Source organism: Alphaproteobacteria bacterium (assembly GCA_040220875.1).
In the GTDB taxonomy this organism is placed as follows: domain Bacteria; phylum Pseudomonadota; class Alphaproteobacteria; order JAVJVX01; family JAVJVX01; genus JAVJVX01.
Genome location: JAVJVX010000009.1, coordinates 205,692 through 230,359, shown reverse-complemented (window position 1 = coordinate 230,359; position 24,668 = coordinate 205,692). Strand labels below are relative to the sequence as shown.

Below are 24,668 nucleotides of genomic sequence, written 5' to 3'. Positions count from 1 at the left end.
GCCTAAAGAGTTATTGGAGGGACATCCTATGAAACTTTTCATCGTGAACGGTGAAGACCTGTCCAAGGGTGGTGTCCGCAAGTGCTGGATGGTCATCGCGCAGAACCCAACGAATCTTAACCTGATGCTACCGGATGATTTTGAAACGGAAGAGATCATTCGGGTAGCCGATGGCTTTGTCGGTCGGGACCGTCGGCTCGGCTCGTGCGGATCCTGGGCAACGGTCACCGAGGCGGCGGCGATGCTCCACGGCATGCCAGCGTCTAACCCGCCGATCCCCGCGCAGTCCACCAGCGGCGTCTGAGGTCCGGCCTCTCGACAGAGCCTGGGTTGGTTGAGCCCGCGAATTGGGCGTGGTAAGACCTCCGCCACGGGTCAGCGCCTAAACGCGGCAATGTCGAAGGGGAGTGAGAATGAAGCTTTTTGTGGTGAATGGTTCGGATCCCCACTCGGGGAGCCCACGAAGCTGGGTATGCATCGCGCAGAACAATGTGAATCTTTTGATGTTACTGCCCGATGATTTCGAGGCGGAAAAGATTTACATCGTGGCGGATGGTCTGAAAGGGAAAGACAGAACGGTCGGATATGCCGACGGGGTCTACGAGCCTGCGGCCTGAAAAGCGAAACAGTCAGCCCGAATTTTGGAAACGCCCGGTACAAACCGGGCGTTTTTTTGCCCGATGCTCGAGATTTCCCTTCCAAACGACTGGGCGCCGCGAGGTTACCAGCTCCCAGTTTGGCACTTTCTCGAAAGCGGAGGGAAACGCGCGGTCGCCCTTTGGCATCGCCGCGCAGGGAAGGAGAGTCTTTGCCTGAACTGGACGGCGGTCGCCGCACACCGTCGTGTGGGCACGTACTGGCATATGCTTCCGACCAATGTGCAGGGGCGCCGGGTGGTCTGGGACGCAATTGACAGCACTGGACGACGGGTGATCGACCAGGTCTTCCCGCCATCAATTCGACGGGCGACAAACGGGTCCGAAATGAAAATCGAGCTCAAGTGTGGCTCTATCTGGCAGGTATGCGGCTCGGATAATTACAACAGCCTTGTGGGGGCGAACCCGGTCGGCGTCGTGTTCTCGGAATTCGCCTTGGCGGACCCTGCAGCGTGGGATTTCATTCGGCCAATTCTTGCTGAAAACGACGGGTGGGCCGTCTTCGCCTTTACTCCACGGGGCCGCAATCACGGCCACGACCTGTTTTCCATGGCGCAAAACAACGACGCATGGAAATCGGAGCGGCTCACCGTCGAGGGTATTCGAGTTCGCGGAAGCTTTGTTGGAAAGAGTTTGGCCAGACCCTGCCGAGCAGGCAAAGGCCAGGAGAGCACTTGTTGAAGCGAAGGCAGATGGCCGTCTTAAGGATGCTGAGGCGCAGCTTTCAGCAATTCTCGCAGAGGCGAGATCCCCCGACCCGTGGACGAGCCGGGCGCGCCCGACATTCCTTTATGTTGTTTACGCGTTTATCCTGATGGCCATGCCGGTAGGAATTCTCCATGTCTTTGCACCAGAAGCGGCGGGAAAGATCTCGATCGGTGTTCAGGCGTGGCTGGCGGCAATACCGGAGCCGATGTGGTGGCTTTTCGGTTCAGGATATTTGGGTTACACGGCGGGCAGAAGTTTCGATAAATGGAGACGTGTGAAATCTTGATATGTCAGAAAGTGATCGGAGGACTTTGTGGCGGAGAATGCCGGACTTGTCTACGTGACCTGCGGATCCAAAGAAGAGGCCGATAGGGTCGCGAGAGTTCTTCTTGAGGAAGAGCTGATCGCCTGTGCGAATATCATCGGAAATGCCTCATCCCTCTACCGTTGGAAGGGCAAGGTAGTCGAGGACACGGAGGCTGTGCTGATTGCCAAGACCAAAGAAAAATTGGTTAGGACTGTCACAGACCGGATCAAGAGCCTGCACAGTTACGATTGTCCTTGTATCGTGTCATTGGCAATCGAGGGCGGGAACAGCGCTTTCCTCGAATGGGTGAACCGCGAGACAATCTGATTTGGATGTTATCGGCCGAGTGCCTGATCCAGATCCCGTATCAGGTCGTTGACGGACTCGAGTCCGATCGAAACGCGTACGACGTTGGGACCCGCGCCGGCTCTCTCCTGAGCAGCCTCGTCAAGTTGGCGGTGGGTGGTCGAAGCGGGGTGGATGATCAGGCTTCGTGTGTCACCAATATTCGCGAGGTGGCTGAAAATCTCCATATTTTCGACGATTTTCACGCCTGCCTCGTAGCCCCCCTTGACCCCGAAGGTAAAGACGGAACCGGCCCCCTTCGGGAGATATTTCCTCGCTAAGGCGTAATAGGGGCTGGATTTGAGGCCGGCATAGGAAACCCAGGACACTCTCGGGTGACCCTCAAGAAACTCGGCGACCGTTAAAGCGTTCTCCACGTGTCGGTCCATTCGGACGTGCAGCGTCTCAATTCCGGTAATGGTCATAAACGCATTCATTGGCGCCATGGCAGGGCCGAGATCGCGCAAGCCGACGGCTTTTGATTTGAAGGTGAATGCCAGTTCGCCGAAGGTTTCATAGAATTTAAGGCCGTGATAGCCCGGATCCGGGTCTGTCAAAAACGGGTACTTTCCATCTTTCGCCCAGTCGAACTTTCCGGAGTCCACGACCGCACCACCAAGGGAGGTGCCATGCCCCGAGAGGAATTTTGTTGTCGAGTGGACGACGAGGTCAGCGCCCCAGTCGAACGGCCGGCTCAAATACGGTGTTGCCATCGTGTTATCCACGATCAGGGGAACGCCGGCTTCGTGAGCGATGTTTGCGACGGCTTCGAGATCGACAATAACTCCGCCCGGATTGGCTAGTGTTTCGATGAAGATTGCCTTCGTGCGGGGGGTCAGGGCTTTCCTGAAGTTCTCTGGGTGGTCGGGGTCGACGAACCTGACGTGCCACCCGAAGCGCTTGAACGTGTGCGAGAACTGATTGATCGAACCTCCGTATAAAGCAGTTGAAGCTAAAAATTCGTCGCCCTCTTCCAGGAGATTAAAGAGAGTAACCATCTGGGCGGAGTGGCCAGATGCCGTCGCACAGGCGCCGATTCCACCTTCCAGCGTCGCAATCCGTTCTTCCAGGACAGAGACCGTCGGGTTAGTGAGCCGCGTATAAATGAATCCCAGGGTCTCGAGGTTGAAGAGCGATGCCGCGTGCTCGACATCTTCAAAAACATACGAAGTTGTCTGATAGATTGGCGTATTGCGCGCGCCTGTGGTCGGGTCCGGCGCAGCACCCGCGTGGATCGCTTTTGTTTCGAACCCGAATTCCTCTTTATTTCCGGCCATAGTCCAGTTTCCTTGTACGTCTGTTGCTGATCACGCCGGTATTCATGCCGCCCCAGCCCATCTCTCCACTGTATCGCCCGTATTCGATTTTCAGGCATCTGTCCTGAACGACGTCAAGTCCCGCCGCTGCTGCTTTGAGAGCAGCGGTATCATTTTTTATTCCGAGTTGCATCCATATTGCCCCGGCGCCAATTTCTATGGCTTCATCCACAATACCGGGGACCTCTTCAGGCCGCCGGAAAATATCAACGATGTCAATCGTTTCGGGCGGGGTTTCGAGGAGGCTGCTACAGACCGTTCTTCCCAGAATGACCGTTCCCGCGAGATGAGGATTGACGGGAAAAATCTCATACCCCTTGGTCGTCATGTATTTCATGACGAAATAACTGGCACGCGTTTGCTTGTTGCTTGCGCCGACCACAGCGATTCGCTTGGCACGTTTTAGGATAGAGAACGTGTCGACAGAAGGCGCCATTGAGTCCGAGCTTTTCAAAATCACTTTTCTCTAGTGGTCGATGCCGACTTTCCAGTTGGGTGCCCTTTTTTCCAAAAAGGCGGAGATCCCTTCAATCGCTTCCGGTTTACCCATGTTATCAACCATAATCCCGGTCGTCATTTCGTAGGCCTGGAGGAGCGATTTTCCGCGCTGGGCGTAAAATGCGGCCTTTCCTTCCTGTATGACGCGGCGCGGTTTGGCCGCAATTTTCTCGGCCAGCGCCCATACCAATTCCCGGAGATTGCCTGGCGCCGTGAACTGGTTGATCAGCCCGATGGCTTTCGCTGTAGGAGCGTCAATCCAATCGCCTGTCAAAAGCATTTCCATCGCCTGTTTCTGAGCAACACTCCGTGAGATCGGAACCATTGGCGTCGCGCAAAAAAGGCCGATATTCACTCCGGGTGTGCTGAACTTCGCATCGGTTGAACTGACGGCCAGATCCGCGGCCGCGACCATCTGGCAACCGGCGGCGGTGGCAGGGCCCTGAACCTGGACGATGATGGGCTGGGGCAATTCGGGAAAGGCGCTCATCACACGGGAGCAAAGGGAAAATGTTTGTCGGTGGAATTCCGGGTCATCTGCCGCCAGGAGCTCTTTCAGGTCATGGCCCGCGCTGAACACGGGCCCGGTGGCACTTATGACAAGCACCCTGATTTCCGGATTTTCGCGTACATCCCGTAGCGTTGCCTCGAGTTCCGTCAGTAGAGCGTAGGAGAGGGCATTTCGGGCATCCGGACGATCGAGGACGATCTCGGCGATGCCTGTCGAACTGGTGTATTTGAGCTTTAGGTTCTGGGCCATAAGGATGCCTTTCCTTTATTGGCCGGAGGAGGGCCGGAATGTGACGTACCTCGGATGTGAGTGGCGAGGTGAGGTAATATGAAACCGCATATCTAAAACTATGAAAACACGTAAGAAATATCAAATCCGGGCACAATATTCCCTTGACTCTCGCCGCCTGGTGCTAATACTGGCGCGGCCTTGGCAGCAGGGCTGCCGATGCGCCTCAAGGGAAGTGGACGATGCGGACATATTCAGCAAAACCGTCAGAAATTGAAAGAAAATGGTACGTGGTGGACGCGGACGGGCTGATTCTGGGCCGCTTGGCAACCCAAATTGCCAGCCGCCTGCGGGGGAAGCATAAGCCCAGCTATACGCCCCATATCGATTGCGGTGATCATATCGTAGTGATCAATGCGGACAAGGTCCGGTTGACGGGGAATAAGGGCACGGACGAAAAGTTCTTCTGGCATACGGGATATCCGGGAGGGATCAAGGAGCGGACCCTCGACGAAGTGCGCGAGCATCGCGCGGAAGACCTGATCCTGAATGCGGTCCGTCGAATGGTCCCGCGCACACCCCTTGGGCGGGCTCAGATGAAAAAGCTGAAGGTCTATTCAGGGGCGGAACACCCGCATGAAGCCCAGGCGCCAGAAGTTCTGGATATCGCCGCGATGAACTCCAAGAATGCCAGGACCCGATAAGATGAGCGACGAGACACCAACGCTTGGAGATGTGGCGCCGGCCGGAATTAGCGGCACGGCTATCGAACAGGCTTCCGCCATTTCGACCGAACCGGTGCGCGATAAACTCGGAAGGTCATATGGGACCGGGAAGCGGAAATCGTCTGTCGCACGCGTGTGGATCAAGCCTGGATCCGGGCGGATCACGGTGAACGGAAAGGACTCGGCTGAATACTTCCCGAGACCCACATTGCAGGCGGTAATCCGACAGCCGGTGGTTGCGACTGAGCGCGATACCGAATTTGATGTCGTTTGCACGGTTTCCGGCGGGGGGCTGTCCGGGCAGGCTGGCGCATTGCGCCACGGGCTTTCCCGGGCTCTGGTCGCCTTTGAGCCCGGACTGCGCTCGGCCCTCAAGAAGGGCGGGTTTCTCACGCGAGATCCCCGCGTGGTTGAGCGAAAGAAGTATGGCCGCAGGAAGGCCCGCCGCAGCTTCCAGTTCTCGAAGCGCTAAATCCCGACACTGGGGAAAGTATCCGGCCGAAAGATCCGCTCGCGCCTTCAGTCCCCGGTCAGCACTCCCAACCTTGGAAAAGAGTTGGCGTCTGGGACACGTGCCTGATGTTAAAAGCTTCAGAATCCGCGAATATCGCTATCTTGGGTGCCAGTGGCTACACCGGGGCGGAGTTGGTACGGCTGCTGAATGGCCATCCACTCGCACGGATTACCGCGCTTACGGCCGACAGGCGAGCGGGTGCCGAGCTCAGCGACGTCTTCCCCCACCTTTCGTTGAAAGATCTGCCCAGGCTGACGAGAATAGAAGACGTGAATTGGTCTGAGATCGACTTCTGTTTTTGCGCTCTCCCGCACGGAACCACCCAGGAGGTTGTCGCCGGCCTGCCCGAGACGCTGAGGCTGATCGATCTGTCGGCCGATTTCCGCCTGCGAGATCCCGACCTTTATGCGAAGTGGTATGGACATGCGCATTATGCGCCCGGGCTGCAGAAAACGGCCGTATACGGGTTGAGCGAGATCGCGAGGTCCCAAATTAGGGAAGCTCGGCTCGTTGCCAATCCGGGCTGTTACCCGACCTCTGTCTTTTTGCCCTTGATTCCCTTGCTGCGGGCAGGGCTCGTCGAGCCGGAAGGGATTATCATTGATGCCAAGTCCGGTGTCAGCGGGGCCGGCCGCGCTGCAAAGGAGGCGACCCTTTTTGCCGAAGTGACCGAAGGCGTCCATCCTTACGGAGTTGCCAGCCATAGGCATTTGCCCGAGATAGAGCAGGAGCTGTCACTTGCCGTTGGCCAGGATATCACCGTGAATTTTACTCCACACCTCATGCCGATGGTCCGGGGGATCTTGTCCTCAATCTATGTGAAATTGTCGAGCCAGGTTTCGGTGAGTGAAGTCAGGTCATGTCTTGAGGAAACGTATGCAAGTGAGCAATTCGTTTCGGTCCTCTCCGAAGGCCTTGTTCCGGCAACGCGGCATGTCAAGGGATCGAATCAATGTCGCATCGCTGTGTTCGAGGACCGCATAAAGGGCCGGGCAATCCTGTTCTCTGTTCTGGATAACCTCGTCAAGGGAGCTTCCGGACAGGCCATCCAGAACATGAATTTGATGCTTGGTTTCGAGGAAGGTCTGGGCCTTGAACAGGCCCCACTGTTCCCGTAGGGGATAAGGATGAACAGTTCTGATGCGCCGTGCGGCGGCGGGACAATAATCCCTTATAAAGGATGCTGGCCCAAGATCCATCCGACGGCCTTCATCGCGCCGGGTGCCGTGATCATCGGAGATGTGGAGGTCGGTCCCGAAGCCTCCGTGTGGTTTGGTGCCGTATTGCGCGGGGATGTCAATTTCATCCGCATTGGAGCGAGGTCAAATATCCAGGACGGCACGATCATCCATGTTTCGAGCAAGAACCTCCCCACGATAATTGGTGACGAGGTTACGGTCGGACACCGGGCAGTGCTTCACGCCTGCTGCGCTCAGCCCCGATCCTTCATCGGCATGTCCTCGACGGTTCTCGACGGCGCTGTCGTCGAAACGGAGGGGATGGTGGCGGCGGGAGCCCTGGTTACTTCAGGAAAAACCGTGCCGGAAGGCGAGCTTTGGGCGGGCGCGCCGGCGAAGCGGCTGCGTCAGCTGACGAGCGAGGAGAGGGCGGAGTTTTCTCCGCTCGCTCGCCAGTACTGGGCGCTTGCCCAGGAATATATGGGCCAGACGTCCGGCAACTGACCTAATCTCGGACCGAAAGGGCGCAGGCTCAGGCCGTTCGCGCCTTCAATTCTTCCGCTGTCAAATCTGCTCGCACCCGGACATATTCACCTGGCGCATCGGCGATCGGCGTATACTGCGGATTGCCAGGGCTCTGGGGGGCGCTGATCTTGGGTCCCGATTTTTCGGCGATCCACCTGCCCCAGTAAGGCCACCAGGACCCTTCCTGCCGCTCCGCCGCCTCAAGCCAATTTCCTGGCTCTCCCGCCGGTTTTCCGTTTGTCCAGAAACAGTATTTTCCCTTTTCCGGCGGGTTGACCACACCGGCGATATGTCCGGATGCGGCAAGTACGAACTGCGTCTCGCCAGAAAGAATCTTTGCGCCGGAAAATGTCGATTTCCAAGGCGCTATATGGTCTTCGCGCGTGGAAAGGAAAAACGCGGGGCAGGTAATTCCTGACAGGTCTATCGGTGTTCCCAGCATCGAGATGCCACCCGGACGTGTCAGCAGGTTCTTCTGATACATATTGCGAAGATAAAAGCTGTGCATCGCTCCGGGCATACGGGTGGAGTCCGAATTCCAATACAGCAAATCAAACGGGAACGGTTCTTTTCCAAGAAGATAGTTATTGATTACGAATGACCAGATCAGGTCGTTTGCCCGTAACAGGTTGAACGTATTGGCCATCGACGCGCCGTCGAGATAGCCCTGCTCGCTCATTTGTTGTTCCAGCGCAGTCAACTGAGCTTCGTCGATAAAGACGCCAAGTTCACCGGCTTCCTGGAAGTCGATCATCGTTGTTAAAAAGGTCCCGGATTCGATGATGGGGCTTCCCTTGGATTCCAGATACGCCATGGCAATAGCCAAAAGCGTTCCTCCGAGGCAGTAGCCGACGCCGTTGATGCTTTCGCTTCCGGTTATGGACTGAATTACCTCCAGGGCGGCCAGCGGGCCTTCGCTTAAATAATCCTCGAAAGTTTTTTGTCCGAGGCTGGAATCCGGGTTGACCCACGAAATTGCGAAGACCGTAAACCCTTGCTCGGTCGCCCATTTTATAAATGAATTCTTGGGACGAAGATCGAGGATGTAAAACTTATTAATCCAGGGCGGCACGATCAGAAGGGGCGTTTGGTAGACTTCCTCTGTGGCCGGCGCGTACTGGATCACCTCCATGAGGTCATTTCGATAGATGACCTTGCCCGGCGTCACGGCCAGATCCTGGCCAACCTTGAAAGCGTTCGGATCGGTCATGGTGATCCGCAGTTGCTGGCCCTTGCTTCGTTCAAGATCGGTAAGGAGATTCTCGAGTCCCTTGAGAAGGTTCTCGCCGTGGCTTTCCAGCGTGGCGCGAAGCACTTCGGGATTGCTCATCACGAAGTTTGTCGGCGACAGAGCGTCAATGAACTGGCGGGTGTAAAAATCGACCTTTCTTGCCGCCTGTTCGTCAAGACCGTCAACTTGCCTCACAGTCTCGAGCATCCATTTTGACGACAGCAGGTAGGATTGCTTGAGAAAATCGAAGACAGCGTTTTCCTCCCAGTCGGGGTGGGTAAAACGCTTGTCGCCTTTTTCGGGCTCGACCACCGAAGGCGCAGGTTCTCCCATCATCCGTTGGGCCGTCGAAGTCCACAGATCCAGATATCCCTTCCAAAGGGCCATTTGGGCGTTGGCCAGCTTGGCAGGGTCGGACATCAAACGGGTGGTCATTTCCAGAAACGGTCCGCCGATGTTCAGGGGGTCCGGCTGCAAGTCAGGGGATTGGTCCGATCCGCCCCGGCGAGAGAGGAAGTCGACAATCAGCTTTTGACTCTTTTCCGCGATTTTGGCCAGGTGCTGGCCAAATTCGTCATTTTCTTCGGGCGGGGATGAGGTGTTCATGGGCCAAGCCTTCGGGGGTTCAGGGACGGGTCAAGAACAGGAGAAAGCGGCTGTTTCGCAGCCGTGGGGGCGATTATAACCGGGTGATACCGAAGATTCCCTGAAAACCGCCAAGTAAGGTTTTAAAAACAGCCGCTTAATGGCTTTTCCAGCGGTCATTTTCAAGGCAGACTGCGGGCGAATTTCCAGAGGAGAATAATCCAGTGGCCTCAGACCGTCCTCTCACGCAAGACCGGGAAGCCGGGCGCCACCCTATGCGCCCGTCTGAAGTAGTTCAACCCTCTTGGCGGGGCCTCCGGACGGCGGGTCCGGCCTGCGCGCTCGCGGTCTTTCTGACGGGGTGTGCCTCGGTGCCCGACGCCGTGAATCCGGTGGAATGGTACAAGGGCGCGGCGGACTGGACTGGTGAGGCTTATGACGGGATATTTGGCAGCGATGGGGCCGAACCGTCGGTCGAGGCCGAGGCTCCCACACCGTCGGAAGGCGATGGCAGCGAGGCGTCTGCCGAGGCCGAAACGGAAAAGGAAGGCGATGGGGCGGCAGCCACGACCGTCGCATCCTCGGAAGAGACCGAAACTCAGGAGCCCGGTATTGCGGAGGCGCCCGAGGAAGTTCCTGGTCAGGCGGAGGAGCCGTCGGTGGCGCTGCCCCAGGATGACAACGGTTTACGCCCTGATCGGGAAAATGTTCTCTATGAGGATGAGGCAGAGGAGCAGGCCGGGTCCAGGGCAGGGGACGCGACTCCGGCCTCCTCGGCACTCTCACCTGACCCTGGCTCACCTGATCCTGGCGACGGCACCCAGGACACTGCCCTGGCGCCTGTCCCGGACCGGTCGGTCGTAGCTGACGCGGACGAAGCTGAAAACAATGCCGCCCCCGGGGCGGGCGAGGAAGAGGCCGGAACGCCGTTCGAGTCCGGGGAGGATCCGGAAAGGGTGATAGGAGGCGGAGCTCTCCCGGAAGCGGGGCGCGACTCGTCGCCGCCGGAACAGGTTACGGCCGACGAGGCGGCGGCGGCGGCATTCGCCCAGTCCGGGCCGGCAGGTACAGGCGCCGAGGCGGGCGAAAGCCTGGCTGCGCTTCCGTTGGCGTCTTTGGCGACCCCGCCGGAGAAACCGTCGCGGACGATCCAGGTGGGCGTGATCGGCTTCGATCGCGGCTCTTCCCAATTATCGGCGGAGGACCGGCGGCTCATCCGGGAAATCGCGCAATTGCACGAAGATTATGGGGGATATGTTCGGGTCGTGGGGCACGCCAGCAGCCGGACGAGGGATTTGCCGCCCTTGGATCACAAGCTTGTAAACTTCGAAGTATCCGTCCAAAGGGCGGAGGCTGTCGCCAGCCATTTAATTGCTGTGGGTGTCCCCAAGAACCGCATCCTTGTAACGGCGGCCTCGGATTCCGAACCCATTTATTACGAGTTCATGCCCTCGGGGGAGGCGGGCAATCGGCGGACAGAGATTTTCCTCGATTATTGATCGGTCCGGGATTAGACAGGCTCCGCATGGGCATCTGAAGGCCGGCATCTAGATATTATGGATCACGATTTTTTGCGGATCAGCCGTCTCCCTCCCTACGTATTGGCCGAAGTCAATGCGATGAAGGCGCGCGCCCGGGCGCGGGGTGACGACATCATAGATTTCGGTATGGGTAATCCGGATTCACCGACGCCCCCGCATATCGTCGAAAAACTTGTGGAGGCGACCCGGGACCCGCGAACTCACCGCTACTCCAACTCGAGAGGAATTCCGGGTTTGCGACGCGCGCAAAGTGCGTATTACGCCCGGCGCTTCGGTGTGTCACTGGACCCGGAGAGCGAGATCGTCGTTTCCATTGGCTCGAAGGAAGGATTGGCCAATCTGGCTCAGGCCATGACCAATCCGGGTGACCTCGTTCTGGCGCCAAACCCGTGCTATCCGATCCACACCTTCGGCTTCATCCTGGCAGGGGCGTCGATACGTCATCTTCCGGTATCCGATGAAGCAGGATTCCTCCGCGAACTGGAACGAGCGGTTGCCCACAGTATTCCCAAGCCTTTGGCCCTTGTGGTGAATTTTCCGTCGAACCCGACGACACAGGTAGTCGGCCTGAATTTCTACGAGGCGATTGTCGATTTCTGTCGTGCGGAGGGCATTTATGTCCTGTCCGATCTGGCCTATTGCGAACTCTATTATGATGGCCAGCCGCCCCCCTCGATCCTTCAGGTCCCAGGGGCTAAGGACGTCGCTGTCGAATTTACGACGATGTCCAAGACCTATTCGATGCCGGGATGGCGGATCGGTTTTGCCGCGGGAAACAAGAAGCTGATCCATGCGCTCGCCAGAATAAAATCGTATGTCGATTATGGCGCGTTTACACCCGTTCAGGTTGCTGCGGCTGCTGCGCTGAATGGTCCACAGGACTGCGTTGATGAAATTCGCAACCGATACCGGGAACGGCGAGACGTCCTGATATCCAGTTTCAGGCAGGCCGGCTGGGTCATTCCGTCGCCTCCCGCGACGATGTTCGTCTGGGCGCCGATCCCGCCGCAATTCAGCCACCTCGGGTCTCTCGAATTTTCAAAACTCCTGCTGCAGGAGGCGAATGTGGCCGTGTCGCCAGGCATCGGCTTTGGTGAATATGGCGACGGGCATGTCCGGATTGCACTCGTCGAGAATCGGCAGCGCATCCGCCAGGCCGCCAGGAACATCAAATCTTTCCTCAACCGTTATGCCGGAACGGCATCAGGCAAATCGGCTTTGGCCTCTTGAGTTCCAGTTTGAAAATAGGGATTGCCGGTTTGGGGACGGTGGGGGCATCGGCCGCCCGGGTGCTGCAGGAACAGGAAGAGTTGCTGTCCGACCGCGCCGGGCGTCGTCTCGAATTGTCGGCCGTTTCAGCCAGAGACCGGAACAGGGACCGGGGGGTCAACCTGGACGGGGTCCGCTGGTTCTATGATCCGGTCGACATGGCGCGAAGCGGCGATCTCGATGTAATCGTCGAACTCGTCGGGGGCTCGGACGGGATTGCCCGCGCGGTATCAGAAACCGCGCTGCAAAGCGGCAAACACCTGGTAACCGCCAACAAGGCGCTTCTGGCCGTGCACGGGAATAGCCTGGCTCGCCTGGCCGAGGCGTCGGGGGCGGGACTGGGATACGAAGCCGCCGTGGCCGGCGCCATTCCGATCATCGATGTTCTGCAGGAGGGACTATCGGCCAACCCTTTTCGGGCCATCTACGGCATTTTGAACGGCACGTGCAATTATATCCTCAGCCGCATGCGAAGCGACGGTCTGGAATTTTCCGATGTTGTGTCGGACGCCCAGCGTCTTGGCTACGCGGAGGCGGACCCAAGCGTCGACGTGGACGGAACCGATACCGCCCACAAGCTGGCACTTCTGACTGCTCTGGGCTTTGGATGTCATGTCGATTTCTCCGGTGTCTATGTCGAAGGCATTCGAAATGTCACACAGCTCGATATCCGGTTCGCCGAGGAATTGGGGTTTCGGATCAAGCTTCTCGGGATCACACGACGGGACGGTGACGAGGTCGAGCAGCGCGTTCATCCCTGTCTTGTCCCCATCAGTGCCGCCATTGCCAATGTCGACGGCGCGACCAACGCGGTCGTCGCGGAGGGCGCCTATTCCGGGAGTATCGTGCTGGAGGGGGCGGGGGCTGGGGGCGCTCCAACGGCCAGCGCCGTTGTCTCCGATTTGGTCCGACTCGCCCGGAACGCGGCGCGCCCCGTCTTCGGCAGCCCCTCAGAGCGGTTGGAGACCCTCAAGCCGCGCGACATGACCCGGCACCGTGGTGATTACTATATTCGCCTCATGGTCCTCGACCGGCCCGGTGTGATTGCCGATGTCGCGGCTATTTTGAGAGACGAGGATGTCTCGATGCGGTCGATGCTCCAGCATGGCCGGGCGCCCGGGGAGAAAGTCCCTATCGTCCTGACCACTCATGAGACAATTGAAGCCAACATGATGAGAGCGCTTCACAGGATCGATGGTCTTGACCCCGTGCTCGAGCCATCCCGCATGATCAGAATTGAAGCGTTGTAGAAGGAAAAATACATCATGACCCAGGCGTTAGAAGCCGTCATGGATCGCAACCTCGCTCTGGAAGTAGTTCGAGTAACGGAAGCCGCCGCTCTGGCCGCCTCGCGACTCATGGGACGGGGGGATGAGAAATCTGCGGATCAGGCGGCGGTAGATGCAATGCGCCGGGCGTTGAACGGACTTCAGATCGAGGGCACGGTCGTCATCGGTGAAGGTGAGCGAGACGAAGCACCGATGTTGTTTATCGGCGAGAAAGTCGGCCGGGGCGAAGGGCCCAGAATTGACATCGCGCTTGACCCGCTCGAGGGGACGACGATCACGGCCAAAGGGGGCGCCAATGCGCTTGCCGTGGTGGCAATGGCCAATGAGGGTGACTTCCTCAACGCCCCGGACGTCTATATGGACAAGGTTGCGGTTGGGGGCGGCCTGCCTGATGACGTCGTTGATCTCGACGCAAGCCCCAAGGAAAATCTGGAGAGCCTGGCAAAGGCCAAGAGAATGGAGGTTTCCGACCTGGTCGTCTGTATCCTCGACCGTCCGCGGCATGCAGAACTGATCGCCAGGGTTCGCGAGGCAGGGGCACGCATCATGCTCATTTCTGACGGGGACGTGAGCGGTGTCATCGCGACCTCACGTCCGGATAGCGGTGTCGATCTCTATCTGGGTATTGGAGGTGCGCCGGAGGGCGTTCTGGCCGCCGCTGCATTGCGCTGTATCGGTGGGCAGATGCAGGCGCGCCTGACGTTTCGTAACGATGACGAAAGGCGGCGTGCGCGGCGTTGCGGGATCGAAGATTTGGACAGCAAGTATACCTTGCACGATCTTGCCGCCAATGACGTGATGTTCGCCGCGACAGGTGTGACCAACGGGTCGATGCTGCGCGGCGTTCGGAACTTTCCTGGCGGTGCAACTACCCATTCGATCGTCATGCGCTCGAAAACAGGCACTGTCCGGACGATTGAGGCAAACCACGACTTCACGAGAAAAACGGCCTTCAGGCCCTTTCTGGACAGGTGATCGAAGTTGGAGCCAAAGACCCCTGCTTTTCTGGGTGTCGAGAAATCTTTCTCCGGGAAACGTTGGCAATCGCGCGTTTCCGATGATCGGCAGGCGCTGGCCCTGGCGCAGCGCCTCGGCATTGCGGAAATTCTTGCGCGGATTCTGGTGGGCCGCGGCATCGCCCTCGATCAGGCGTCGTGGTTTTTGGATCCGACACTTCGTGATTCTCTCCCTAACCCCTCCCAGTTCAAAGATATGGATAGGGCGGCGGAGCGGCTGGCAGCTGCGATCATGGGCGGAGAGAGAATCTGTATTTTCGGTGATTATGACGTAGATGGCGCGACTTCGAGCGCGGTGCTGACGCGATTTATTGCCGCCGCCGGAGGAAAGACGTTCTTCTACATTCCGGACCGTCTTACCGAAGGCTACGGCCCCAACACACCAGCGCTGCAAGGCATCAAGGCACAGGGAGCATCCCTGGTTCTCACCGCGGACTGCGGCATAACGGCGTTCGAGCCGATCAGGGCAGCCAGGGACATGGGTCTTGATCTCATCGTGGTGGATCATCACGAGGCGGAGCCCTCACTGCCCGAGGCCTTCGCCGTCATCAACCCGAACCGTCTGGATGAGAGCGGTGCCTACGGGCAGTTGGCCGCGGTCGGGGTGGCGTTTCTGCTGTGCGTCGCGACCAACAGGGTGCTGCGGGATGCGGGCTGGTATGTTGAGCGAAATGAGCCCGACTTGATGTCCCTGTTGGATCTGGTGGCGCTGGGGACGATTTGCGACGTGGTGCCGTTGGTGGGTCTCAACCGTGCGCTCGCCCGTCAGGGGCTGAAGGTCATGGCTCGCCGCGGCAATGTGGGTCTGGCCGCCCTGTCCGAAGTGGCGAATATTGACAAGGCGCCGGATGCCTACCATGCGGGGTTTGTTTTTGGACCCCGGATCAACGCGGGTGGCCGGGTTGGAGAGGCGGCGTTGGGCGCGCGTCTGCTGACAACGGATAGCATGACCGAAGCCCGGACCATTGCCAGGACCTTGGACGGTCTCAATCGCGAGCGCCAGGCCGTGGAAGCGGCTGTCCTTGAGGCGGCGACGGCGCTGGTCGGGAAGGGACGCCCAGGCCGCAAGGTAATTGTCGTGGCGTCCGCGGGGTGGCATCCCGGAGTCATCGGGATCGTCGCGAGCCGACTAAAGGATCGCTACGACCTGCCGGCGTTCGTAATTTCTTTGGATGGTGAGACTGGCAAAGGCTCGGGGCGCTCCATCCCCAGTGTCGACCTTGGTGCGATTGTCATTGCGGCCCGTCAGGCCGGCCTCCTGGTCAATGGTGGCGGGCATCGGATGGCGGCCGGACTGACGATCGAACGGGAGAAAGTTGGCGATTTCGAGGCTTTCCTCGATGAGCGGCTTCAGGATCGGGGCGATGTCACTCCCATCCTTAATCTTGATGCAGCGCTGTCTGTCGGGGGGGCGAATTTCGAACTCGTACAGAAGGTGCAGGATCTCGGGCCGTTCGGCGCGGGAAATGCCGAGCCGCGGCTGGCGATTGCCGACGCGACGATCGCTTATGCCGATATCGTGGGAGAAAATCATGTCCGCTGCACACTTCAGGGCAATGACGGAAAAAAACTGAAGGGGATTTCCTTTCGAAGCGCGGACCAGGCTTGGGGCCAGGCACTCCTGTCATCGGGCGGCCGGCCGCTTCACATTGCCGGGCATCTTCGCCTGGATAGCTGGCAGGGCCATAATCGGGTTCAGCTCGTCATTACCGATGCCGCCGCTGCCGGTGGCGGCCGGTAGGACTTTCTGCGGCCTGGAGCCAAAGGATTTTCCATTTGATTTTCAGGCATCGACCCTTTAGACGAAAACGGCAGTGACCCCATCGTCTAGAGGCCTAGGACACCGCCCTTTCACGGCGGCAACACGGGTTCGAATCCCGTTGGGGTCGCCAGTTTCGAGCCTCGAGCCAAAATTCCCCGGTATTTTCGCGGATGCTGGCGCCGCCAGGGCTTCCCCGGCAGGCATGGGAAGCAGGCGCCCGACCCTTTTTGGGTTTTCGGGAACCGATAGGCGGACGGTGGGCTGAATTACGCGGGCGAGGGGGCCATTCTTTTGACATCACACATCCGAGCAAAAAAGTTGACCGGCATGTTCGCGCTTCCGCTGGCCCTGGCCCTGGCTGTGTCCACTGCCCAGGCAGAGGAGAAAATCGCCGACAGCGAAGACCCCGGACGGATTCAACCCGGCGCGACGATCGTGGCCGGAAACATCGACGAATTGCTCGAAAAGAAATTCAAAGGCGAGCGTCTTGGCGATCTGCTGCCGGAAAAAGTCGAATGGCAGATCCGGAATACCGGGCTTCGGGTCGGATTGAGAGATACGCAGCGCTATCATATCGACCGGCATTACGCGGCACGGAATGAGCGTAACAAGAAAACAGTGTCATTTGACCCCGAGACACGGCGCCCGGTCGGCTGGGTCGCCGGCGTGCCATTTCCGTCGATCGATCCGTCAGATCCCCACGCCGGTTGGAAGGTTGCCTGGAACCAGGCTTACGGCCCGATGAATGGTGACAGCATTAACCGCGAGCTTTTCATCTGGATTCTTATCGACGGCCAAAATGGTATAGAGCGGTTGCAACACTGGAATTTTCGGCGCATCCGCATGGCCGGTCGCTATGGTGCCGCCAGTGAAGGGCCGACACTCGGTGACGGCACAATTCACTTCAAACAGATCTTTTTTGGCTTGGCACCACAGGATCTTAAGGGGATCGGTACCTTTACGATCCGTTACACGACTGGCGCCTTTGACGATAGCTGGGCGTATATCCGGGACTTGAGGCGGGTGCGCCGATTGTCCGGAGGCGCCTGGATGAATCCCGCCGGAAGCACGGATTGGCTGAATGACGATATTGACGTGTTGGCGGCTTTTCCCACCTGGTACAAAGATTTTCGCCTCGTCGGAAAGAAGAAAATCTTGGTTCACGGGTCAGTTCGCAGCGAACCCTGGATCGAAGGTGCTGAGGACATTAATCAACGGTTCCCTCATCTTAATCTGGAGACTGCCCCTTACTGGTATCCGAACGAGCCGTGGGAAGTTCGCGAGGCATTGATCGTGAAAGCGATTCCTCCGGAGGAACATCCGTATTCGGAAAAAATCGCTTATATCGATCCCGAGATATGGCTGGGGACTCACGGCGAGGCTTACGATGACGCCGGGGTCTTTAAAAAGTGGATGTATCAGCCGGTGCTGCATCATGTCCCAGCGGATGATCCGAACGGGCACGCGTACTGGGGTGCATATGGTGGCGCCATCGATTTCCAGAACTTCCACGCGACGATTTTCGTTGGATCTCCACAGACGACATTCAACGGCCCAATGACTCCGGATGAAATATCTTTGGGTGTCCTGGAAGCGCAAGGCCAGTAAAACGGACCGGGAGGACAGGTGTCCGGCCCGACCTCGGCGGTTGCGGACGGATGCCTAAAATTCGCTCCGATTTCTCCTTTAATTTCAAAAACATCAATCTAAAGCCGCGGCAATAGTTAACGTGGTTTTTATTCCCCTCCGGTAAGTTTGCTCCAAAGGGTGATGGTGCCCTGGAAAAAGGCTTGGAGCAGAACAATGTCAGTGTCGTCGAAGAAGCGACGAAACAGCCTGTCCCCGGTAATGAGCGCTGTCGGGGGCGCGTTGTTTCTGGGCATGACCGCAGCGGCGGCCCCCGGTGCCAACGCCAGCACGAACCCGTCCCTTCTAACCACCGCGGGGCCGATTCTGCTGGAAATGCGCGGGCCGCAGGAGCCGCGCCAATTTGCCAGCAGTTCCGAGAGGCTGTCAGGCATGGGAACGCAGGAATTGCGCCGTGCTCTGGGCACCTTTCTGCTGGCGGAAACCTATCGCAACCGCACCGGTATCCAGCTTTCGAATTAGCAGCGCGCGGAGGAGGGCCGGCGGGCCGGGCCCGTGAGCAGGCGGATGGCTGTCGCGTCGTCCTCGAACCCCACGTCAAAGACGCTGAGATGTTTCTCACTGCGACGACTAAAGTCGCAGCTTCGCCATTCCTGCTGAGCCGCTCCGCCCGGCCGGGTATCAAGCGCCCCGGCACTCAGAGCCGAAGCGTCAACTGATCGCTCGGACCCCCCTAGTCGCGTGCCCCTCGTTTTACCGCTGTGCTGGTATCAAGCTCGACGATTTTGACTACCTGCCGTCCTTTTTGCGCCTGCTCAATTTCACACTTTATGACCGACCCCTCAGGAGCGTCTCGCAGTTGAGCATCCTTCAATACCGAGATGTGGAGGAAGGCGTCCGGAGTCCCATCATCGGGGATGACGAAGCCATAACCCTTTTCAGGGTTGAACCACTTTATCTTCCCGACAACGAGCGATCCGCCTTCTGCCGCGGATTCCTCATTTGACATGGAATTTACTCGTACTGGTCGTCAGAAGAGGCCAGGGGCTGCCACCAGCCTCAAAAACGCGCTTCCATACTCTTGCTCCAGCCCGGCCCTCATATTTTTCGGAAGCACCTTGGGAGAGTGACTGAGCGTTCCTCCAAAATCAACGGGGATCGCGTTTTGACGCCTGTCAGGATCACCGACACGCTGAGTATTCTTCCCAAGGAGCCTTTCGGAAACCGCAATTGCTTGCGATCTTGCAGTCTGATACCTACAAAATATTGGAGATACACGCAGGCATTTATGCGTCTGACGAAGAGCCGGCATGATGACTGCCAAATCACGACCGGCCTGCTCGGGAGCCCATATGGCGCAGCTTTTGTCGGGACCATCCCTGCTCCGGCTGAAGAAGGGGCGGCAGGTTCCCCTTCGAGTCCGGGTCAATCCTCGGGCCCGTCGCATTCTGATCTCGGTCTCGCCGCATTTTGCCGGCATCGAACTGGTCCTGCCGCGCCCCGGCCTTCTGGCTGAGGGACTGGCATTCGTGACGGAGAGAGGGGACTGGATCGCCGCCAGTCTCGACGAGCTTCCCGCCCCGGTACCGTTTCAGGAAGGTGTCGAGATCCCGTTCCTGGGGCAGTCCTTGACCATAAGGTGTAGGCCGGGTGAGGCGGGCTTCATCCTGCCGACGGAAGATTTCCTGGAAATCGATGGCCCCGCGGAAACATTGCCGGAAAGAATTGGTCTCTGGCTCCGGCAGCAAGCCGAGCGGGAAATCCGTGTCCGGGCCCAGGCCGGTGTCGTCCAGTTAGGGGCCAGCTACCGGAGGATTATCGTGTCCGATACGAAATCCCGATGGGGTAGTTGCTCATACGAAGGGGATTTGAGGTTCTCATGGCGACTGATTTTTGCACCGGAAATGGTATTGGATTATGTGGTCGCGCATGAGGTGGCCCATCTCCGGGAGATGAACCACGGTCGTAATTTCTGGGCTCTCGTGAAAACCCTCGTGGGAGAGTTTCGGCCGGCCCAGGAGTGGCTTCGGAAAAACGGGCCGGCGCTCTACCGCTACGGTCAATGTGAGCCCGAATTGCCTTGAGGCTATGAGTGCCAATTGAACGGGGCGAAGTGGCCGTTGGTTTCACCGCTGTCATCCAGCCACTCTATTCCGAAGGCTGTGATCCGGTTGCGCACGGCCCGCCCCAGCGCCAGCCGCTTGTTGGCGGGATGCAGGGTATTCTCCAGATAAATGGGCTCGCCATCAGCCACCGCGCTGGGTGTTCCTTCGACCCCAATATCCACGGCATCGGCAGCCTGGAGACCGCAACGCAGCCCGTCCCAAAAGATTTCGACCGGTTTGCGCTCGATGCCGAGGAATTCCCCGATCAGGGGAGAGAGAGGTGTCAGCGGGCCGCCCGATTTTCCGCTGGTGATTGCCGACAGGGCTTCCACCTGTGCATCGGACGCGCGCTCGTCGACGATCAGCCCTACCTTCCAGTTGCCTTCAGCCATTATCGCGGGCGTCTCCGATACGAGGACGAATGCCAGGCCGGCCAGCGGAATCTCGTCGAAATAGCCTGTTTCGATCTGAAAGCCCATGACCACTTTGCAGAAGGGCTGTGTGGCTGGAGCACTCATATTGGTAACGATGCAGGGGCAAAGGTAGGCGCAGCTGCATGCCTCCAGATATCGTCCAGAAACCTTCCAGTCGCTCTTGGCCATTTTTCGTTCGCTCCTTCCGGGGACGTCGGTGGCGTTTCGGGGTACGGAAATCCCCCCGTCAAAGGTTGCCCTAATTTAGGCGGCCAGAAAAAAAATTAGTAGGGAGGCAATCCCCGATCCTGGCATCGGCTGCATTCCTGCCGGCTCGACTTCGGCTGTTTCGGAAGGTCGAGGGGGAAGAGCGCGCGATTTTTTGGTTGCGCTGCGATGTATGGAAAGAAGGGCCGCGGGGCCGGGGACAGATCCAGGCCGACACGCCCGAGAGGGAGTTCCGCAACCCGTTGGCAGCGCGCCGAAATTTCCAAGTGTCACATTCTAAGTAACTGTTTTTAAAAGATAAAAAACGCATGAATAACCGGGCAGGTAATTTCCCGTTTTGCCAAGAATTCATTCTTCGACTTCAAAGACGGGGTTGGTTAATTGCAAGGTCTGGAGGGCGGTTCTCTCCATTGGGCTCTGAAATGACCGGCCGAATATAGAATTCTCGCGCGGTGCTGAAATGTCGAATCATGGGGTCGAAGGATTCAAGACTGCCGGCAAGTCACCGATTCGGTCCTGAGTTCTAGATTTAACTTACTATAGACAAAGGATAAGTAATGTTTTATTAACCGATTCCGATTAGGAACTTAACTTGCTGGTTTCTGAATTTTATTTGTTTGAGGAATTCCCAGTAGACTAAGTTCAATTACCATCCGGCAACGAGGGGAGCTCGGCATGGCCGCTACGACGAAGAAAACCACACGGAAGAAGGCCGCTAAGCGCAAGGCGCCGAAGCGGAAGGCTGTCCGTAAGACGACGAAGCGTAAAGTCGCAAAGCGTAAAGTCGCTAAGCGCAAAGTCGCCAAGAAGGCCGCTAAGCGTAAGGCGCCGAAGCGCAAGACCGCTAAGAAGGCCGCTAAGCGTAAGGCGCCAAAGCGCAAGACCGCGAAGAAGGCCGCTAAGCGCAAGACTGCGAAGCGCAAGGCACCGAAGCGCAAGACGGCTAAGAAGGCCGCCAAGCGCAAGGCGCCCGCCCGCAAGCGGACGACCACCAAAAAAAAATAACCCTGTAACTAAGTCCCGCAAGGGCGGCGGCGCGAAAGCAAAGTCGCCCTACACGGTCGTATTTCACGGCCGCTTCGGCAACAGACAGGCTTAACGCCTGGCCCACGCCGGAAACGGGACCGGTCGCAGCAGAGACGGAAGGGGGCCATTGGCCCCCTTTCTTTTTGTTTCAGGCTTTTGCTTGCTAGCCGTATTGCCGTGAGCGGGCCAATTGGACATGATCGGACGGCTGAAACAGCGTGTGTCGCCCGGTGTATCGCCTGCCGCGGTCATAGATGGGCATAGGATCGGTTTTCTCGCGGAGTACTGATGCGGATTTCTTGTCGCTTGTGGCGTCGATTGCGGATATTCGGAGGTTTATGCGCGATAGTCGCGCTGACTTCAGCCTCGGCCTCCGCGACGGATACAATTCGGATCGATGCCGAGACCCTGGCAGACGGGGTTCTCCTCCCGGACGGGACAAAGGCCGCCGACGCGCTGACGGCACAGCAATTGGCTCGGATCCGGGGCGATGGTCTCGTGATGAATGTGGGGCCGACGACACGGGAGCAGGCGGATGAGTTATATCTCGCCCTGACCCGGAAAAATCCACCCGCAACCGTGCTGGACCCCGAAACCAAAAGGGTGACGGGCTGGGTCTCGGGCGCACCGTTTCCCGATGTGCAAGGACAAAGCCCGGACGCCGGATGGCGGATTATCTGGAACGCGGTCTATGGTCATCAGGGCGCTGACCGGTTCGAAGGCCGGCTGGCATCACTCAATATAGGCAAGAATGACGGGCTGCAGTCTGTCTCGATTTTCAGCTTCAAGCGATTCAGGGTGAAAGGCGCAATATCGAAAAGGCAGGACGCAAACGGCGACCTCGAAACCCTGAGAAAGATTCTCGTCACCGGGCTTGCGCCACAGCAGGTTGCCGGGTTCGGAAACTTCGTGCGCCACCTCGATACGGGCGCGCCATCGGAAGGCTGGATTTATATTCCGGGTTTCGGCCCGCCGATGGAAGTGCCCGGAGATGTCTGGGTTGAGGATATGGAAGGGACGGTTCAGGCAGGGGACGATGTTGGCATCTTTGGCGCATACCCGACCTGGTATGAAACCATCCGCCTTCTGGGGGAACGCAGGCTGCTTGTCTCGCGGCATAGCCAAGGGGTTTCCTGGAAGCCTTCCGAGAACGGAGGGGGCCAGGAATTTCCCCGCTTTGATTTGGCGGCGAGCCCCGGGTGGAATCCGGTCGACAGGTGGGAAGCACGCAAGGTTTACGTCATCGAAGCCATCCCGCCGGAAAGCCATCGTTATGGCCGGAAGGTGATATATATCGATCAGGCCGGCTGGCAGATTTATCGTGGTGAGGCGTATGACCGTGACGGCCGGTTCTGGCGCGATCTTTCCCAGGGTTTCCGGACCCAGACCGCCGCGGACGGGCGACAGGTGACGGAGGCCGTGTGGGGCCTGGTTATTGACCGTAGCGAGGATCTGGCCACAGCCTGGGTGTCGGATATAGATTCCCTGAATGGAGATCTCGCGCCGGAAGAAGTCAGCCTGGAGGCCCTCAAGGCTCTGGCCGCCCGCTGATCGCGGTGATTTCCCCCAGCATTCTGCGCTTCAGAAACGCCCAGGGGGACGGAACTTCCGTCGCGCCCTTTTCCAATGCCCGCCGGTCGGTTACGGATGCCGAATAAGCCGGTCCGGTGCGGCGCGGTGCTCGAAAAATTTGGAACCAAATATGGACAGTTTCGGCTTTGACCGGACTGAAAAGACGGACGGGGAAATGTCAGGAAGCGAAAGAAGGCCAGCGTGGCGAAGGTAAAGATCGAGGATACGGGAGAGGAATTCATCTGCCCTCCAGGCAAGGACATCCTCCGTGGCATGCAAGCTCTCGGGCGCAAGGGAATTCCCGTAGGATGCCGCGGCGGGGGCTGCGGTATCTGCAAGGTCAGGTTGCTTGAAGGCAAGGTTCGAACCCTGAAAATGAGTCGGGCTCATGTCACTGAAAAAGACGAAAAAAGCGGGATTTTTTTGGCTTGTCGGGCCTTTCCGGAGAGCGACATTAGAATTAAGGTACTAGGCAAGATCGTGAGGGCGTTTGACCCGACTGGATATGCGGGCCATAAACCTGACAAGCCAACGAACCAGGGTGGCAACAGAAGATCCACCCCCCAGACGGAGGGAAAGACATGACGGTCAACGGAGTTCTGCGACTCGGCGAAGTCGCACTCAGGGTCCTTGACCTTGACAAGACGCTGACTCATTACACCGATTATATCGGCCTCAGCGAAGTCATGCGTGACAAGGACGGCCAAGCCTATCTCAAGGCATGGGACGAGCATGACCACCACAGCGTCGTTCTGCGCGAAACCAACGAGGCCGGCATTGATTATTTCGCCTTCAAGGTTCTGGATGATGAGACCCTGACAGCGCTTGAAAAACGGGTCGCGGCTGCAGGCGTCCCCGTGGAGCGGATCGACGCCGGGGTCTACCCGAAGAGCGGGCGGCGCATCCAGTTCCAGATTCCGTCGGGACACACAATGCAGCTCTACGCGGAAAAGGAGCAGAACGGGAACACGATCCCGACGACCAACCCCGAAGTGTTGCCGGATCCCGCCGTCGTCAAGGGCATGGCGCCGACCAGAACGGACCACGTGTTGCTCTATGGGCCGAATATTCCCGAAACGGCCAAGTTCCTCATCGAGGCACTTGGTTTCGAGCTGACGGAACAGATCATTGATGACGAGTCAGGCACACAGGTAAGTGCGTTTCTTGCATGCTCCAACAAGGCGCACGACATTGCCTTTGTAAGCCATCCCGAGCCGGGCAAGCTGCATCACGTGTCATTCAACCTGCCCTCGGTTCAGGACATCTACCACGCAGGCGATATTATCGGGAAATACAGGATCTCGACCGATATCGGGCCAACCCGCCACGGGATTACGCGTGGCGCCACGATCTACTTCTTCGATCCTTCCGGGAACCGGAACGAGGTGTTCGCGGGCGGCTATATCCGCTATCCGGACATGCCGGTGCTGACTTGGATGACCAGTAATCTCGGGTCCGCCATCTTCTACGTGGATCAGGAGTTGAACGAGAATTTCCTCGGTGTGGTCACCTAGGCTGAGTGCGGCGGAACGG

Annotated in this window: 27 protein-coding genes and 1 tRNA gene; 22 read left to right on the top strand and 6 right to left on the bottom strand. The window is 58.3% G+C overall.

The window, feature by feature from the left end:
- Nucleotides 1-28: 28 nt before the first annotated feature.
- From RLQ26_10625 to cutA, 5 genes are all read left to right on the top strand, one after another.
- Entirely contained in the window at nt 29-304 is a 276-nt protein-coding gene (locus tag RLQ26_10625) for a hypothetical protein (protein ID MEQ9089178.1), read from the top strand.
- A gap of 109 nt (nt 305-413) precedes the next feature.
- Complete coding sequence (locus RLQ26_10620) at nt 414-617, top strand: hypothetical protein (protein ID MEQ9089177.1); 204 nt, start codon at nt 414-416, stop codon at nt 615-617.
- A gap of 63 nt (nt 618-680) precedes the next feature.
- Nucleotides 681-1,337 carry a hypothetical protein gene (locus tag RLQ26_10615; protein ID MEQ9089176.1) on the top strand — a complete coding sequence of 219 codons (657 nt, stop codon included), beginning with the start codon at nt 681-683 and terminating at the stop codon, nt 1,335-1,337.
- Entirely contained in the window at nt 1,279-1,650 is a 372-nt protein-coding gene (locus RLQ26_10610; GenBank protein MEQ9089175.1) for a 3TM-type holin, read from the top strand. The genes RLQ26_10615 and RLQ26_10610 overlap by 59 nt, the downstream gene beginning before the upstream one ends.
- 27 nt (nt 1,651-1,677) lie before the next feature.
- Nucleotides 1,678-1,998 (top strand): divalent-cation tolerance protein CutA, encoded by a 321-nt coding sequence (gene cutA / locus RLQ26_10605; GenBank protein MEQ9089174.1) that lies wholly within the window; start codon nt 1,678-1,680, stop codon nt 1,996-1,998.
- An 8-nt stretch (nt 1,999-2,006) separates the two neighbouring features.
- Here cutA and RLQ26_10600 read toward each other — a convergent pair whose 3' ends face one another.
- Genes RLQ26_10600 through RLQ26_10590 form a run of 3 tightly spaced genes read right to left on the bottom strand, consistent with a single transcriptional unit; the run spans nt 2,007 to nt 4,590 of the window.
- Nucleotides 2,007-3,293 (bottom strand): O-acetylhomoserine aminocarboxypropyltransferase, encoded by a 1,287-nt coding sequence (locus RLQ26_10600; GenBank protein ID MEQ9089173.1) that lies wholly within the window; start codon nt 3,291-3,293, stop codon nt 2,007-2,009.
- Nucleotides 3,280-3,768 carry a CoA-binding protein gene (locus tag RLQ26_10595; protein ID MEQ9089172.1) on the bottom strand — a complete coding sequence of 163 codons (489 nt, stop codon included), beginning with the start codon at nt 3,766-3,768 and terminating at the stop codon, nt 3,280-3,282. Before RLQ26_10595 ends, RLQ26_10600 begins: the two co-directional genes overlap by 14 nt.
- Before the next feature lie 30 nt (nt 3,769-3,798).
- On the bottom strand, nt 3,799-4,590 hold the full coding sequence (locus tag RLQ26_10590; GenBank protein MEQ9089171.1) for an enoyl-CoA hydratase: 792 nt from the start codon (nt 4,588-4,590) through the stop codon (nt 3,799-3,801).
- A 221-nt stretch (nt 4,591-4,811) separates the two neighbouring features.
- Here RLQ26_10590 and rplM point away from each other — a divergent pair, with 221 nt between their 5' ends.
- The 4 genes from rplM (at nt 4,812) to RLQ26_10570 (ending at nt 7,490) form a co-directional block, all read left to right on the top strand.
- Nucleotides 4,812-5,273 (top strand): 50S ribosomal protein L13, encoded by a 462-nt coding sequence (gene rplM, locus RLQ26_10585; GenBank protein ID MEQ9089170.1) that lies wholly within the window; start codon nt 4,812-4,814, stop codon nt 5,271-5,273.
- A 1-nt stretch (nt 5,274) separates the two neighbouring features.
- Nucleotides 5,275-5,766: a 30S ribosomal protein S9 gene (rpsI, locus tag RLQ26_10580; GenBank protein ID MEQ9089169.1), complete on the top strand. Its 492-nt coding sequence runs from the start codon at nt 5,275-5,277 to the stop codon at nt 5,764-5,766.
- A 107-nt stretch (nt 5,767-5,873) separates the two neighbouring features.
- A complete protein-coding gene (gene argC, locus RLQ26_10575; protein MEQ9089168.1) occupies nt 5,874-6,926 on the top strand; it encodes an N-acetyl-gamma-glutamyl-phosphate reductase in 1,053 nt (350 codons plus the stop codon).
- Between the two features lie 9 nt (nt 6,927-6,935).
- Nucleotides 6,936-7,490 (top strand): gamma carbonic anhydrase family protein, encoded by a 555-nt coding sequence (locus tag RLQ26_10570; GenBank protein MEQ9089167.1) that lies wholly within the window; start codon nt 6,936-6,938, stop codon nt 7,488-7,490.
- A gap of 28 nt (nt 7,491-7,518) precedes the next feature.
- On the opposite strand, the gene phaC is transcribed toward RLQ26_10570, so the two are convergent.
- Nucleotides 7,519-9,348: a class I poly(R)-hydroxyalkanoic acid synthase gene (gene phaC / locus RLQ26_10565; GenBank protein ID MEQ9089166.1), complete on the bottom strand. Its 1,830-nt coding sequence runs from the start codon at nt 9,346-9,348 to the stop codon at nt 7,519-7,521.
- Nucleotides 9,349-9,698: 350 nt separating this feature from the next.
- Between phaC and RLQ26_10560 the strand changes: the two genes are divergently transcribed.
- From RLQ26_10560 to RLQ26_10525, 8 genes are all read left to right on the top strand, one after another.
- The gene (locus RLQ26_10560) at nt 9,699-10,826 is read left to right on the top strand and encodes an OmpA family protein (protein ID MEQ9089165.1); all 1,128 of its coding nucleotides are present in this window, start codon (nt 9,699-9,701) and stop codon (nt 10,824-10,826) included.
- 57 nt (nt 10,827-10,883) lie between these two features.
- Nucleotides 10,884-12,098 carry an LL-diaminopimelate aminotransferase gene (locus RLQ26_10555; GenBank protein ID MEQ9089164.1) on the top strand — a complete coding sequence of 405 codons (1,215 nt, stop codon included), beginning with the start codon at nt 10,884-10,886 and terminating at the stop codon, nt 12,096-12,098.
- On the top strand, nt 12,095-13,387 hold the full coding sequence (locus RLQ26_10550; protein ID MEQ9089163.1) for a homoserine dehydrogenase: 1,293 nt from the start codon (nt 12,095-12,097) through the stop codon (nt 13,385-13,387). The genes RLQ26_10555 and RLQ26_10550 overlap by 4 nt, the downstream gene beginning before the upstream one ends.
- A gap of 15 nt (nt 13,388-13,402) precedes the next feature.
- Nucleotides 13,403-14,401 (top strand): class II fructose-bisphosphatase, encoded by a 999-nt coding sequence (gene glpX, locus RLQ26_10545; protein ID MEQ9089162.1) that lies wholly within the window; start codon nt 13,403-13,405, stop codon nt 14,399-14,401.
- Between the two features lie 6 nt (nt 14,402-14,407).
- Nucleotides 14,408-16,183 (top strand): single-stranded-DNA-specific exonuclease RecJ, encoded by a 1,776-nt coding sequence (recJ, locus tag RLQ26_10540; protein ID MEQ9089161.1) that lies wholly within the window; start codon nt 14,408-14,410, stop codon nt 16,181-16,183.
- Nucleotides 16,184-16,258: 75 nt separating this feature from the next.
- Nucleotides 16,259-16,334: transfer RNA gene (locus RLQ26_10535), tRNA-Glu, on the top strand.
- A gap of 161 nt (nt 16,335-16,495) precedes the next feature.
- Nucleotides 16,496-17,812, top strand: a complete 1,317-nt coding sequence (locus tag RLQ26_10530; GenBank protein ID MEQ9089160.1) for a DUF1329 domain-containing protein — start codon at nt 16,496-16,498, stop codon at nt 17,810-17,812.
- Nucleotides 17,813-18,007: 195 nt separating this feature from the next.
- Nucleotides 18,008-18,313, top strand: a complete 306-nt coding sequence (locus tag RLQ26_10525; GenBank protein MEQ9089159.1) for a hypothetical protein — start codon at nt 18,008-18,010, stop codon at nt 18,311-18,313.
- A 211-nt stretch (nt 18,314-18,524) separates the two neighbouring features.
- Here RLQ26_10525 and RLQ26_10520 read toward each other — a convergent pair whose 3' ends face one another.
- Nucleotides 18,525-18,800: a cold shock domain-containing protein gene (locus tag RLQ26_10520; GenBank protein ID MEQ9089158.1), complete on the bottom strand. Its 276-nt coding sequence runs from the start codon at nt 18,798-18,800 to the stop codon at nt 18,525-18,527.
- A 301-nt stretch (nt 18,801-19,101) separates the two neighbouring features.
- On the opposite strand from RLQ26_10520, the gene RLQ26_10515 reads away from it, so the two are divergent.
- Complete coding sequence (locus RLQ26_10515) at nt 19,102-19,875, top strand: SprT family zinc-dependent metalloprotease (GenBank protein MEQ9089157.1); 774 nt, start codon at nt 19,102-19,104, stop codon at nt 19,873-19,875.
- 2 nt (nt 19,876-19,877) lie between these two features.
- Here RLQ26_10515 and RLQ26_10510 read toward each other — a convergent pair whose 3' ends face one another.
- Nucleotides 19,878-20,498, bottom strand: coding sequence for a DUF1326 domain-containing protein (locus tag RLQ26_10510; GenBank protein ID MEQ9089156.1), 621 nt, complete (start codon nt 20,496-20,498; stop codon nt 19,878-19,880).
- A gap of 714 nt (nt 20,499-21,212) precedes the next feature.
- Here RLQ26_10510 and RLQ26_10505 point away from each other — a divergent pair.
- From RLQ26_10505 to RLQ26_10490, 4 genes are all read left to right on the top strand, one after another.
- Entirely contained in the window at nt 21,213-21,542 is a 330-nt protein-coding gene (locus tag RLQ26_10505) for a hypothetical protein (GenBank protein MEQ9089155.1), read from the top strand.
- A gap of 309 nt (nt 21,543-21,851) precedes the next feature.
- A complete protein-coding gene (locus RLQ26_10500) occupies nt 21,852-23,114 on the top strand; it encodes a DUF1329 domain-containing protein (GenBank protein MEQ9089154.1) in 1,263 nt (420 codons plus the stop codon).
- Between the two features lie 222 nt (nt 23,115-23,336).
- Nucleotides 23,337-23,720, top strand: coding sequence for a 2Fe-2S iron-sulfur cluster binding domain-containing protein (locus tag RLQ26_10495; GenBank protein ID MEQ9089153.1), 384 nt, complete (start codon nt 23,337-23,339; stop codon nt 23,718-23,720).
- A complete protein-coding gene (locus RLQ26_10490) occupies nt 23,717-24,649 on the top strand; it encodes a catechol 2,3-dioxygenase (GenBank protein ID MEQ9089152.1) in 933 nt (310 codons plus the stop codon). The genes RLQ26_10495 and RLQ26_10490 overlap by 4 nt, the downstream gene beginning before the upstream one ends.
- Nucleotides 24,650-24,668: the final 19 nt, after the last annotated feature.